The organism is Streptomyces violens, assembly GCF_000717745.1.
Lineage (GTDB): Bacteria > Actinomycetota > Actinomycetes > Streptomycetales > Streptomycetaceae > Streptomyces > Streptomyces violens.
Genome location: NZ_JOBH01000002.1, coordinates 483,289 through 496,578, shown reverse-complemented (window position 1 = coordinate 496,578; position 13,290 = coordinate 483,289). Strand labels below are relative to the sequence as shown.

Here is a 13,290-nt window from a genome sequence, read left to right as displayed (position 1 = left end):
CGTCCGGGCGCCGCACCACACCCTCATGGCACCCGGGCTCACCGAACCGAAAAGGGGAGGCCAGCACGCATGGGCATGAGCGTGACCATCTCTGCGGCGACCGACAGCGACGCCGAGCAGATCCTCAAGCTGCAGTACCTGTGCTACCAGTCCGAGGCCGCGCTGTACGACGACTACTCGATCGAGCCGCTCACGCAGACGTTCGATGAGTTGCGCGCCGAGATGCGCGACGGATGCGTGGTGGTCGCCCGCCTCGGCGACGAGGTCGTCGGCTCCGTGCGCGGTGCGGTCGACGCCGACGGCGTGGGCGGCATCGACAAGCTGATCGTGCATCCGCGGATGCAGCGGCACGGGCTCGGCAGCCGGCTGCTGGCCGCCGTCGAGGAGCGGCTGACCGCCGAGCACGCGGTCACCCGCTTCCGGCTGCTGACCGGCCACCGCAGCGAGGGCAACCTCCGGCTGTACCGCAGCCGCGGCTACGCCCAGGTCGGCACCGAAGAGGTCAGCCGCCGGCTCAGCCTGATCACGCTGGAGAAGGACGCGAGCGCGCAGGCCTACGTGGCGAGCGCCTGAGCCTCCCCGAAAATGTGCCGCGGGCCCCGTATGTGCATCAGCACGTACGGGGCCCGCGGCCGTGGAGCGAGGCGAATCAGTCCGCGCGGCGGCCGCGGCGCAGCCAGAGCAGCCCGGTGACCGGCAGGAAGACCGGGATGAAGAGGTAGCCGTAGCCGTACCCCGTCCAGACGGTGTCGTCGGGGAACGCGGACGGCTCCAGCAGCGTCCAGGTGCCCACGCCGAGGACGCCCAGCAGCTCCAGGCAGCAGCACACCAGGCCCACCCTGCGCGCCGCCTCCCCGCCGCGGACCAGCGAGAACAGGATGAAGGCGTACACCACGGCGGAGACCGCGGACAGGATGTACGACAGCGGCGCCCGGTCGTACTGGGCGATCAGCTGGAACGCGGCCCGGGAGGCGGCGGCGACCGTGAAGACGCCGTAGAGCCAGACCAGCAGCCGGCCGGGGCCCGAGCCCAGGGAGAGCCGGCCGCCGGCGTTCTTCGTGGTGGTCGTCGCGGGCTCAGCCATGGCCGCCTCCCCAGATGTCGTACAGCCGTACCTCCAGCACGGCCAGCACCACGGCGCCCGCCGCGACGGTCACCGAACCCCAGCGGGTCCGCTCCGACAGCGACAGGAACCCGGCGGCGGGCACGCACGCGGCCGCGCCGATCAGATACGCCAGGAAGATCGCCGTACCGTCGTCGGGCTTCTCACCGCCCGCCAGCTTCACGATGCCGGTCACCAGCTGCACGAGCGCGAGCAGCGAGACGACGGCCATCCCGATGAAGTGCCAGTCCTTGGTCGGTTCGTCGCGGTACGCGGCAAAGCCGCACCAGGCGGCCAGTACGAGGGCGGTCACGCCGACCGCGACCGTCAGCGCGTCGATCACCGGGACCTCCGCGCGGCGGCGCGGCTGCGCGCAGTGGGGCTGTGGGGCATGCCCCCGACTTTAATCGGCGCCCGCCGCCCGCCCGCGCGCGGCCCCGGCCCGGCGGCCGTCCGCCCCCGGCCCGGAGCGCGGCGCCGCGCACCACGTACGCTCGGCGACCATGAAGCTCTCGGTTGACGCCCTCCTGTTCGACAACGACGGCACGCTCGTCTCCTCCATGGACTCGGTGCAGCGCTGCTGGGCGCGGTGGGCCGAGGAGTACGGCGTCACCGAGGAATTCGCCCGGGTCGAGCTGCACGGCCGGCCCGCCGCCGACATCGTCGCCGACCTGCTGCCCGCCGAGCGTGCCCCCGAGGCGCTGGCCCGCATCGAGGAGCTGGAGACCGCGGACGCGGACGGCGTGGTGCTGCTGCCCGGCACCCGTGAGCTGCTGGACTCCCTCCCGGCCGACCGCTGGGCCGTGGTCACCTCCGCCACCCGCAAGCTCGCCGAGGCCCGCCTCGCGGCCGTCGGCATCCGCCCCAAGCACCTGATCACCGCCGACGACATCACTCGCGGCAAGCCCGACCCCGAGCCGTTCCTGCTCGCCGCCCGGCACCTGGGCGTCGACCCGGCCCGCTGCGCGGTCTTCGAGGACGCGCCGGCCGGGCTCGCGGCGGGCCGCGCGGCCGGCGCGAAGACCGTGGCGTTGACCACAACGACCGGCCCGGAGGAGCTGGTGGCCGACGTGGTCGTACCGGACCTGTCCGCGGTGTCCGCGCAGGCCACGGCGGGCGGCGTGGAGATCACGACGGCCGGCTGAGCCGCTGTCCACGGACTGATCCCGCCCGTCCGGAATCCGGACTGGCTTGATCGGTCCGTACGCGTGTCTGGTTTACTGGCCAGCATGACCACGACGAGCTGCCGCACCCCCGCGACCGAGGCGCACCTGACGCCCGGTGCTCGTTGCCTGTGTCGAATGTGTGACCGCTGAGGGCCCCCGCCTGAGCCTCGCGCCCCGAAGCGAGACCCGCTGCCATGTGCCGGACGACCCGTACAGAAGCGCTCCGTACCTCCCGTACGCCCGCGCTCCGTACGCACTCCCGGCCGCCCCGCGTCACCGGACCCCGGAGCCGGGCGCCCGCCGCCCGCATGCCTCCGCGATCCCCATGCCGCACTCCGCAATGAATGCCCCGTGCCCGGCGGACGAGCCGCCGAGCACTCGACCATGACGGATATCCCTGTGATCACCACTACGGGCCTCACCAAGGTCTACCGCTCAGGCGACCGGGAGGTCACCGCGCTGGACGGCGTCGACCTGCACGTCCGCGAGGGCGAGGTGTACGGCGTCATCGGCCAGAGCGGCGCCGGCAAGTCGACGCTCATCCGCTGCGTGAACCTCCTGGAGCGCCCCACCTCCGGCACGGTCACCGTGGCCGGCCAGGACCTCACCGCGCTCGCCGGACGCGGCCAGCGGGCGAACCCCGCACTGCGTGCCGCGCGCAGCCACATCGGGATGGTCTTCCAGCACTTCAACCTGCTGTCCTCGCGCACCGTCCAGGACAACATCGAGCTGCCGCTGGAGATCCTCAAGGTCGGCCGCCGCGACCGCGCCCGCAAGGCGCTGGAGCTGCTGGACCTGGTCGGCCTCGCCGACAAGGCCAAGGCCTACCCCGCCCAGCTCTCCGGTGGCCAGAAGCAGCGCGTCGGCATCGCCCGCGCGCTCGCCGGCGACCCCAAGGTGCTGCTCTCCGACGAGGCCACCAGTGCGCTGGACCCGGAGACCACCCGCTCCATCCTCCAGCTGCTGCGCGACCTCAACCGCCAGCTCGGCCTGACCGTCCTGCTCATCACCCACGAGATGGACGTCGTCAAGACGATCTGCGACTCCGCGGCCCTGATGAAGGGCGGCCGGATCGTCGAGCAGGGCACCGTCTCCGAGCTGCTGGCCACGCCCGGCTCTGAGCTGGCCACCGAGCTGTTCCCGGTCACCGGCGAGGCCACGGCCGAGGACCGCACCGTCGTGGACGTCACCTTCCACGGCGAGGCGGCCACCGAGCCGGTCATCTCCACCCTCTCGCGGACCTACAACGTCGACGTGTCGATCCTCGGCGCCGCCATGGACACCGTCGGCGGCAAGCAGGTCGGCCGGATGCGCATCGAGCTGCCCGGCCGCTTCGAGGACAACGTCGTACCCATCGGCTTCCTGCGCGAGCAGGGCCTCCAGGTCGACGTCGTGGGGCGCACAGCCCCGCAGACGCCGGACGCCACCGTGCTGACCAAGGAGGTCGCCAAGTGAACTGGAACGACATGCAGCCGGTCCTCCACGACGGCATCCTCGACACCCTCTTCATGGTGGGGTGGTCCACCGTCTACACCGTGATCGGCGGCCTGATCCTCGGCGTCCTGCTGGTCCTCACCGACCGCGGCGGACAGCTCCAGAACACCGTGGTGAACAAGGTCGTCAGCGTCGTCGTGAACATCGGCCGGTCGCTGCCCTTCATCATCCTGATGATTGCGATCATCCCGTTCACCCGGTTCGTCGTCGGCACCTCCATCGGCCCCTCGGCCGCGGTCGTGCCGCTCGCCGTCGGCGCCGTCCCCTTCTTCGCGCGCCTGGTGGAGACCTCCTTGCGCGAGGTGGACGGCGGGCTCGTCGAGGCCGCCCAGTCCATGGGCGGCGGCACCTGGACCATCGTCTTCAAGGTGCTGCTCCCGCAGGCGCTGCCCTCGCTCGTCGCCAGCCTCACCAACACCGTCATCACGATCATCAGCTACTCCGCGATGGCCGGCGCGCTCGGCGCCGGCGGCCTGGGCAGCGCGGCGATCACCTACGGCCAGCAGCGGTACGACACGCGCTTCATGCTGGTCACCGTGGTACTGATCATCCTGATCGTGACCGTCGTCCAGCTCATCGGCGACCTGGTGGTCCGGCGGCTCGCCCGCCGCGGCGCCCGTGCCGCCGCCCCCGTACGCCTGCTGAAGCTGCCCAAGGCCCGCGAGACCGCGGACGAGGCCGCCTGAGCCACCACCCCGGAGCCCGGACCCTTTGCCGGGCGGAACACCACCTGTAAGAAAGGCACTCTTCGTGCGTAACACCGTCAAGCTCACCGGCGCCGTCGCGGCCGCCGCGCTCACCCTCGCCCTCGGCGCCTGCAGCGCCCCCTCGGACCCGGACACGGAGAAGAAGGACGACGCGAGCTCCCCGCTCGTCGTCGGCGCCACCTCCGTCCCGCACGCCGAGATCCTGGAGTACGTCAAGAAGGACCTGGCGCCCAAGGAGGGCCTCAAGATCCAGGTCAAGACCTTCGACGACTACCAGCTGATCAACCCGGCGACCAAGGACGGCAGCCTGGGCGCCAACTACTTCCAGACCAAGGAATTCCTGGACGACTGGAACAAGAAGAACGACGGGGACATCGAGCCCGTCGTCAACGTCCACGTCGAGCCGATGGGCGTCTACTCCAAGCAGTACGACAAGCTCTCCGAGCTGAAGTCCGGCGACACCGTCGGCGTGCCCAACGACGCCAGCAACGAGGCCCGCGCCCTGAAGCTGCTCGACGAGGCCGGCGCCATCGAGCTCAAGGCCGACGCCCCCGCGATCCCCGGTCTGAACGACATCGCGGACAAGAAGGGCCTGACCATCAAGGAGTCCAAGGCGGAACTCCTGGCCCCGCAGCTCAGCGACTACGACGCCGCGGTCATCAACGGCAACTACGCCATCGCCGCCAAGCTCAGCCCCAAGTCGGACTCCCTGGCCATCGAGTCGGCCAAGAACAGCCCCTACGCGAACTTCCTCGCCGTCGACAAGAGCGAGAAGAACGACGCGCGCGTGCAGAAGCTCGCGAAGCTGCTCAACTCCGACCAGGTCAAGAAGTACATCGAGACGCACTACAAGGACGGCTCGGTGCTGCCCTCCTTCAGCAAGGCGAGCTGACCCCGCAGCACGGTGAGCAGCACGTTGAGCTGACCCCGTCACGCGCCCGTACGACGGCCCGTACCTGCCTTATCAGCGCAGATACGGGCCGTCATACTTGGCACATTCGCAGGCAGATGCTGCATGCTTGTGCACTCAAGACGGGCGGGAGCGCCCGAACGTATTCGCGGAGCTTTACGGAGCTTTACGGTCCACGGCGTGGGAGCAGCTGCATGACATCCACCTTTCCGGACATCTCCATCAGCACGGAGCGTCTGGTGCTGCGGCCCTTCGACGACACGGACATCCCCGCGCTCGGCGACATGATGAACGACGAGGCGGTCGCCGCCTGGACCGCCCAGCCCTTCCCGTACACCACGGCGCACGCCCGGGAGTGGGTGACCAGGGGCGCCCCGGCCGTGCGCACCTCGGGCCGCGGACTCGCCTTCGCCGTCACCGAATTCCTCACCCAGCGCCTGGTCGGCTCCGTCCGGATCGACCACACCGACTGGCGGATACGCGGCGCCGAGCTCTCGTACATCACCGCCCCCTGGGCCCGCGGCGAGGGTTACGCCTGCGAATCCGCGCTCGCCGTCGCGCAGTGGCTCTTCCGCGACCAGAAGTTCGAGCGCCTGGAACTGCGCACGCCCGCCGACAACTCCGCCGCCCAGCAGGTCGCCCAGAAGCTCGGCTGCATCAGCGAAGGCGTGCTCCGCAACGCCTGGATAGCCCGCTCCCGCACCGAGGACGGGGGCTGGACGGACATCCGTACCGACCTCCTCGTGTGGAGCCTGCTGCCCGAGGACTTCGACGGCCTGCCGGACCGGACGGAGGACGTGGGCGGCTTCGCGTATCCGGAGTGGCGCTGAGGGACGCCGGGGAAGGGCGCCGCGGTACGGCCGGGCGCCCGGGGTACCCTCACCTGATCCACGCCCGCACGACGAGACCAGGAGACCTCCGCAGATGGCCGACCGCGTCACCGTGATCGGGTGGGACGGCTCGCCTCTGACCGCCGCCGCGCGCTCCGCACTGAGCGCGGCCACCCTGGTGGCCGGCGCCGCCCACCACCTGGCACTCAAGGAAGTACCGCCCGCCGCCGAGCGGATCAGGCTCGGCAGCGTCGGCCTCGCGGCCCGCCGCATCGCCCAGCACCGCGGCACCGCCGTCGTACTCGCCGACGGCGACCCCGGCTTCTTCGGCGTCGTCCGCACCCTGCGCGCACCCGAACACGGCCTCGAAGTCGAGGTCGTACCGGCCGTCTCCTCCGTCGCCGCCGCCTTCGCCCGCGCCGGCATGCCCTGGGACGACGCCCAGATCGTCGTCGCACACAGCCGCGACCTGCGCCGCGCCGTCAACGTCTGCCGCGCCCACACCAAGGTCGCCGTCCTCACCTCGCCCGGCGCGGGCCCCGCCGAACTCGCCCTCCTGCTGCGCGGCGTGCACCGCACCTTCGTCATCTGCGAGGCGCTGGGCACCACCCAGGAACAGGTGACGGTCCTCACCTCGGACAAGGCCGCCGACCACGTATGGCGCGACCCCAACGTCGTCATCGTGGTGGGCGGGCCGGCCGGCAGCGCCGCCGCGCAGGGCACCGGCTGGCTCGCCGGCCGGGAGGTCGGTTACCCCTCCGGGCCGCGCGGCTGGGGCCTCTCCGACAGCGCGTACGGAGGCGGCCTGACGGAGGGTGAGTCCGGCCAGCTCCGCACCGCCCAGCTCGCCCGCCTCGGGCCCGCCGTCGGCGACCTGGTGTGGGACATCGGCGCGGGCTCCGGCGCCGCCGCCGTGGAAGCGGCCCGCTTCGGCGCGGCCGTCATCGCCGTCGACGCCGACGAGGACGCCTGCGCCCGCACGACTGCCGTGAGCCGCCGGTACGGCGTACAGCTCCAGGTCGTGCACGGCCGCGCGCCCCAGGTACTCGAAGACCTCCCGGAGCCGGACGTCGTCCGCATCGGGGGCGGCGGCACGGCCGTCGTCACCGCGTGCGCGGCCCGCCGCCCCGAACGCATCGTCACCCACGCCTCGACCCGCGACGAAGCGGAGGCGCTCGGCCGCGCGCTGGCCGACGGAGGGTACGAAGTCGAGTGCGCGCTCCTGCAGTCGGTCGAGCTGGACACCTCTGTATGGGTGGAGCGGGAGCGGGCGGTCGTCTTCCTCGTGTGCGGTTACCGCGTGCATCACCCCTGACCGGATCAGTCACCCGCGGGAGGTAGGCTGGCGGATCGTTGCGCCGCCGTTCCGCGATCGGAGTCGTGCGTCAATATCCGGAAAAGTCCGAGGTTTTGACAGCACAAGATGCTCTTGAGGGCGGACGTGCCGCGAGGCGCGCTCGCTCGTTCTAGCTATGGGGGCGGTCGGCGCGTGCCGCGGTCGAGCGCGTCGGACGAGCGGTTGGAAGGAGCACTACCGATGGGCGAGGGGTACGCATGACCGACACCGGCCAGGTCCCGGGCGAGGGACTGCCGGAGAACGCAGGCGGACATCCCGGAGGGCCGCTCCCGGCGGCCGCTCCCGCCCCTGCCGACGCCGGCCCGCAGCAGCCGCACGACGCGTACGCGTACCTCGACACCGCCGAGCAGGCCGAGGACGACGACCTGCTGATGCCGGGCGCGCAGGGCGCCTGGGGCAGCGAGCAGCAGACGCACGGCGAGCCGCAGGCCCCGTACGTCGACTACACCCCGGGACGGGGTGCGGTGTACGACCCGGTGGCGGCGTACGACCCGACCCCGTACGAAACGGTGACGTACGGCGAGGAGCAGGCCGCGGGCCGCCCGGAGGCGGCCCAGCCGCAGCCCGCCGCGCCGCAGCCGGTCGCGACGCCGCCCGGCGCCATGCCGGGGCAGGGCGCGCTCCCGAAGCAGAGCACGCCCGCGCGCCGGCCGCTGCACATGGGACCGCCCGTCCCGGAGGCGCACACCGGTGGCGTGGTGCGCTCGCTCGCCGACCGCGGCCCGGCCGGAACCCCGCAGCCGCCGGTGCGGCACGCGGGCCCGCCGACCGTGGGGCCCGAGTACTTGGACGTACCGCGCGACGATGCACCCCGTGAGGACGCGCCGCGGGAGGATGCGCCGGGCGAGGAGCCGGGTGCGCTGCCGGAGGCGGTCCCCGGGCCGCTCCCGGAGGAAGGCGCGCAGGCCGCCGGCCCGCTGCCGATGCCGGAGCCGCAGCCCGAGCCGGCGCCTGAGCCGGCGCAGTCCGGTGGTGCGGCCATTCCGGCGCAGATGCCGGCTTGGGGGGCCGAGCCGGTCGGCGGTGCGGCTGCGGCTGGCACGGAGGCCGGTGCCGCTGAGGCTGTGGAGGCCGCTGGTGCGGCTGTGGTCGATGTGGTGACCGAGAGCACCGACGTGGCCGAGGAGCCGGCTGCTTCGGAGCAGGCGCCGGCGGAGGCCGAGGTGCCGGCCGAGATGCCGGGCGAGCAGGAGCCCGTCGAGCACGGGGTCGCCGCGCCGCACGCCGAGACGGAGGCCGCGGGCCACGATGCGCCGGGCCAGACCGAGGCCGTACCGGACGAGACGCCCGCGGTGCCGGAGCCGGCGGCCGAGGCGGAGGCCGCCGTCGGCGCCGACGCACAGCAGAACATCACCGAGGCCGAGCAGGGCCCCGTCGAGGCCGCATCGGCCGGCGCGGAGCAGCCCGCTGCGGAGCCCGTAGCAGAGGAACACGTGCACAACGAAGAGCAGGCCGTGGCCGAGCCCCAGGCGCCCGTCGCCGAGGCACAGCCGGTCCAGGCCGCCGCGCCCACCGCGCCCACCGAGGCGCAGGACGCCGCCGAGCTGCTGCAGCTCGGTGACGAGGTTCCGGAGGGTGTGGAGCGTGCGGAGGACGCTGTAGCTGCCGAGTCTGCCGAGCCTGCCGAGGCGAAGGTGCCGCGGGCTCGGGCGTCGCGGTCGGCGGCCAAGGCGAAGGCCGCGAAGGCTGCGATCGACGCGGCCTTTGCGGAGGACACCGCGCCGGAGGGCACCGCCCCGGAGGACGCTGCGGAGGCCGTCGTTGAGGCTGCCCCGGAGGCAGCTGAAGCGGCCGCTGAGGCTGTACCGGAGGACGCCGCGCCCGAGGCGGAGGCCGCGCCCGAGGCGGAGGTCGTCCCGGAGGCGGAGGTCGCCCCGGAGCCCGAGGTGGCTGCGCAGCCTGAGGAGGCGCCCGTCGCGGAAGCGGCCCCCGAGGTCGCCGAGCCGGAGCCCGAGGCTGCGCCCGAGGCGGAGCCGGTTGCCGAAGCCGTCGCCGAGGAACCCGCTCCCACGAGCGAGGCGGAAGAGGCCACGCCGGTCCCCGACGCCCCCGAGGCCGACAGCGAGACCCCGGCCGAGGCCGAAGCCGAAGCCGCGCCCGCGGAGGAGCCCGAAGCCGCTCCGGTACCGGAAGCCGAGCCCGCTCCGGTATCGGAGACCGAGTCCACCGAGGTCCCCGAGGCCGAGCCCGTCCCCGAGGCCGAGCCCGTCCCCGAGGCCGAGGCCGAGTCCGCCCCGGTACCGGAGACCGCCGCCCCCGAGGCCGAGCAAGCCCCGGCCGCCGAGGCCGAAGAGCCCGCCACCGAAGCGGAGCCCGAGGCCGCGCCCGAGGCGGAGCCGGAAGCCGCGCCCGAGGCGGAGCCCGCTCCGGCCCTCGAAGCCGAGCCCGAGGTCGAAGCCGAAGGGGCCACCCCGGAAGCGAACCCCGAGTCGGACCCCGAGTCGACCCCCGAGGTCGAGCCGGACGCCGAAGCCGAGCCCGAAACCGCCCCCGACGCCGAAGGCGAGCCCGAGGCAACCCCCCGCCCCACAGACCCCGCCGCCGGTTACGCGGAGGAGGAGCGGGCCGCCGTGCACCGTGTGATGCGGGAGCGGCGGGACATCCGTAACGGATTCCGGAACGACCCGATCCCGAACGACGTACTGCTGCGCGTCCTGGAGGCGGCGCACACCGCCCCCAGCGTCGGCCACTCCCAGCCCTGGGACTTCGTCGTCATCCGCTCCGCCGAGACCCGCGAGCGGATGCACGAGCTGGCGATGCAGCAGCGCGACGCGTACGCGCAGTCGCTGCCCAAGGCGCGCGCGAAGCAGTTCCGCGAGCTGAAGATCGAGGCGATCCTCGACACGCCGGTCAACATCGTGGTGACCGCCGACCCCACCCGCGGCGGCCGCCACACCCTCGGCCGGTACACCCAGCCGCAGATGGCCCCGTACAGCTCAGCGCTCGCCGTCGAGAACCTCTGGCTCGCCGCCCGCGCCGAGGGCCTCGGCGTCGGCTGGGTCAGCTTCTTCGACGAGCGCGAGATGGTCCGCGAGCTGGGCCTGCCCGAGCACCTGGAGATCGTCGCGTACCTCTGCGTGGGGTACGTCGACGAGTTCCCCGAGGAGCCCGAGCTGATGCAGGCCGGGTGGTCCAAGCGCCGCCCGCTGTCCTGGGTCGTGCACGAGGAGACGTACGGGCGGCGCGCGCTGCCCGGCGCCGAGCCGCACGACCTGCTCCAGGAGACGCTGCAGGGCATCCGCCCGCTGGACGCCAAGGCGCTCGGCGACGCGTGGGAGCGGCAGAAGCGGATGACCAAGCCGGCCGGCGCGCTCGGCATGCTGGAGATCATCTCGGCGCAGCTGTGCGGCCTGTCGCGCAAGTGCCCGCCGCCCGTCCCGGAGCCCGCAGCGGTGGCGATCTTCGCGGGCGACCACGGCGTGCACGCGCAGGGCGTCACCCCCTGGCCCCAGGAGGTCACCGGCCAGATGGTCGCGAACTTCCTCGGCGGCGGCGCGGTCTGCAACGCCTTCGCGAACCAGGTCGGCGCCGAGGTCTGCGTCGTGGACGTCGGCGTGAAGTCCGAGCTGCCGGCCACGCCCGGCCTGCTGCCCCGCAACGTCCGCCCCGGTACGGACGACATGACCGCCGGGCCCGCGATGTCCCGCGACGAGGTCCTCAAGGCCATCGAGGTCGGCATCGAGACCGCCCGCGACCTGGTGTCGGCCGGGAACAAGGCGCTGCTCACGGGCGAGATGGGGATCGCGAACACCACCGCTTCGGCGGCGCTGATCTCCGTGTACACCGGTACCGACCCCGCCGAGGTCACCGGCCGCGGCACGGGCATCAACGACGAGACGCACGCCCGCAAGGTCGACGTCGTCCGCCGCGCCCTCGAACTGCACCAGCCGGACCCGGCCGACCCGATCGGCGTCCTCGCGGCCGTCGGCGGCCTGGAGCACGCCGCGCTGGTCGGCCTGATCCTCGGCGGCGCGTCGTTGCGTACGCCGGTGATCCTGGACGGCGTGAGCGCCGGCGCGGCAGCGCTGGTGGCGCGGGCCGTCGCGCCCGAGGCGCTGGCCGCCTGCATCGCGGGCCACCGCAGCGCCGAGCCCGGCCATGTCGCGGCCCTGACCAAGCTGGGCCTGCGCCCGCTGGTCGACCTCGACCTGCGCCTCGGCGAGGGCACCGGCGCGCTCCTCGCGCTCCCGATCGTGCAGAGCGCGGCGCGTGCGATGCACGAGGTCGCCACGTTCGACGCCGCAGGGGTCACCGAGAAGGGCTGACCCCACCCGGGCCCTCCGGCCCGCCCGCGCATGACCTCCGGCCCGCAGCCAAATAGGCTGTGGGCCGGGACGCGTGGCCGCCGCACCGGCCGCACCACCACCCTCACGCCGCTCCAGTGCCGAAGCGGCCCCGCATCACCCGCACAAGGAGCCGTACCGTCATGGCCGTTCCCTCCGAGCACGCCGCTTATCCCGTCGGCCTGCGCCTGACCGGTCGCCGGGTCGTGGTGCTGGGCGGCGGCCAGGTCGCCCAGCGCCGGCTGCCCGCACTGATCGCCGCCGGCGCCGAGATCCTGCTGGTCTCGCCGTCCGCCACCCCCTCCGTCGAGGCCATGGCGGACGCCGGCGAGCTGACCTGGGAGCGGCGTGGATACCGGCCCGGCGACCTCGCGGACGCCTGGTACGCGCTGATCTCCACCGACGACGACGCCGCCAACGCCGCCGCCTCCCAGGAGGCCGAGGAGAACCGCGTCTGGGCCGTACGCTCCGACGACGCCGAGGCGGCCACCGCCTGGACGCCGGCCACCGGCCGCAGCGAGGGCGTCACCGTCGCTGTCCTGAACACCGAGGGCGCGGGCCGCGACCCGCGCCGCGCCGCCGCCGTCCGCGACGCCATCGTCGAGGGCCTCCGGGACGGCACGATCGCCGCGCCGCACCACCGCCGCCGTACCCCCGGCGTCGCGCTGGTCGGCGGCGGCCCCGGCGACCCCGACCTGATCACGGTGCGCGGCCGCCGGCTGCTCGCCGAGGCCGACGTAGTGATCGCCGACCGGCTCGGCCCCCGCGACCTGCTGGACGAGCTGCCGCCGCACGTCGAGGTCATCGACGCGGCGAAGATCCCGTACGGCCGGTACATGGCCCAGGAGGCCATCAACCAGGCGCTCATCGACCACGCGCAGGCCGGCAAGGCCGTGGTCCGCCTCAAGGGCGGTGACCCGTTCGTCTTCGGGCGCGGCATGGAGGAGGCCGAGGCGCTGGCCGAGGCGGGCATCACCTGCACGGTCGTGCCCGGCATCTCCAGCTCCATCAGCGTCCCCGGCGCGGTCGGCGTGCCGGTCACGCACCGCGGCGTGGCCCATGAGTTCACCGTGGTCAGCGGCCATGTCGCGCCGGACGACCCGCGCTCGCTCGTCGACTGGGCGGCGCTCGCCAAGCTGCGTGGCACGCTGGTGATCCTGATGGGCGTGGACAAGATCGCCGCCATTGCCGCGGCCCTCGTCCAGCACGGCCGCGGCGCCGACACCCCGGTCGCCGTGATCCAGGAGGGCACGATGGCCACCCAGCGCCGCGTCGACGCCACCCTGGAGACCGTCGGTGCCCGGGTCAAGGAGGAGGACGTCCGCCCGCCGGCCGTGATCGTCATCGGCGACGTGGTGAACGCGGCGAAGACCTTCGCCCCGAGCAGCTGAAACGCCGAGGAGGACCGTCACCCCGCGAAGCCGAAGCCGAAGCCGAAGCC

At 73.4% G+C, this 13,290-nt stretch carries 11 protein-coding genes; 9 read left to right on the top strand and 2 right to left on the bottom strand.

The window, feature by feature from the left end; all coding sequences use genetic code 11:
* Positions 1-69 precede the first annotated feature (69 nt).
* On the top strand, positions 70-573 hold the full coding sequence (locus IF04_RS0105580; protein ID WP_030251774.1) for a GNAT family N-acetyltransferase: 504 nt from the start codon (positions 70-72) through the stop codon (positions 571-573).
* 76 nt (positions 574-649) lie between these two features.
* On the opposite strand, the gene IF04_RS0105575 is transcribed toward IF04_RS0105580, so the two are convergent.
* Together IF04_RS0105575 and IF04_RS0105570 are read right to left on the bottom strand one after the other, a co-directional pair.
* The gene (locus IF04_RS0105575; RefSeq protein ID WP_030251772.1) at positions 650-1,084 is read right to left on the bottom strand and encodes a hypothetical protein; all 435 of its coding nucleotides are present in this window, start codon (positions 1,082-1,084) and stop codon (positions 650-652) included.
* Entirely contained in the window at positions 1,077-1,445 is a 369-nt protein-coding gene (locus tag IF04_RS0105570) for a hypothetical protein (protein ID WP_030251770.1), read from the bottom strand. The genes IF04_RS0105575 and IF04_RS0105570 overlap by 8 nt, the downstream gene beginning before the upstream one ends.
* Before the next feature lie 160 nt (positions 1,446-1,605).
* Between IF04_RS0105570 and IF04_RS0105565 the strand changes: the two genes are divergently transcribed.
* The 8 genes from IF04_RS0105565 to cobA all read left to right on the top strand — a co-directional run bounded on the left by IF04_RS0105565 (position 1,606) and on the right by cobA (position 13,240).
* Entirely contained in the window at positions 1,606-2,247 is a 642-nt protein-coding gene (locus IF04_RS0105565) for an HAD-IA family hydrolase (RefSeq protein ID WP_030251768.1), read from the top strand.
* Between the two features lie 420 nt (positions 2,248-2,667).
* Entirely contained in the window at positions 2,668-3,723 is a 1,056-nt protein-coding gene (locus tag IF04_RS0105560; RefSeq protein ID WP_030251765.1) for a methionine ABC transporter ATP-binding protein, read from the top strand.
* Positions 3,720-4,448: a methionine ABC transporter permease gene (locus IF04_RS0105555; protein WP_030251762.1), complete on the top strand. Its 729-nt coding sequence runs from the start codon at positions 3,720-3,722 to the stop codon at positions 4,446-4,448. Before IF04_RS0105560 ends, IF04_RS0105555 begins: the two co-directional genes overlap by 4 nt.
* Positions 4,449-4,512: 64 nt before the next feature.
* Positions 4,513-5,361: a MetQ/NlpA family ABC transporter substrate-binding protein gene (locus tag IF04_RS0105550; RefSeq protein ID WP_030251760.1), complete on the top strand. Its 849-nt coding sequence runs from the start codon at positions 4,513-4,515 to the stop codon at positions 5,359-5,361.
* A gap of 212 nt (positions 5,362-5,573) precedes the next feature.
* Positions 5,574-6,209, top strand: coding sequence for a GNAT family N-acetyltransferase (locus IF04_RS0105545; protein WP_030251757.1), 636 nt, complete (start codon positions 5,574-5,576; stop codon positions 6,207-6,209).
* A 94-nt stretch (positions 6,210-6,303) separates the two neighbouring features.
* Entirely contained in the window at positions 6,304-7,524 is a 1,221-nt protein-coding gene (gene cbiE, locus IF04_RS0105540; protein ID WP_030251754.1) for a precorrin-6y C5,15-methyltransferase (decarboxylating) subunit CbiE, read from the top strand.
* A 239-nt stretch (positions 7,525-7,763) separates the two neighbouring features.
* On the top strand, positions 7,764-11,831 hold the full coding sequence (gene cobT / locus IF04_RS36475; RefSeq protein ID WP_030251751.1) for a nicotinate-nucleotide--dimethylbenzimidazole phosphoribosyltransferase: 4,068 nt from the start codon (positions 7,764-7,766) through the stop codon (positions 11,829-11,831).
* A 161-nt stretch (positions 11,832-11,992) separates the two neighbouring features.
* Positions 11,993-13,240, top strand: a complete 1,248-nt coding sequence (gene cobA / locus IF04_RS0105530; protein WP_030251749.1) for a uroporphyrinogen-III C-methyltransferase — start codon at positions 11,993-11,995, stop codon at positions 13,238-13,240.
* The last annotated feature ends 50 nt before the right edge of the window (positions 13,241-13,290 follow it).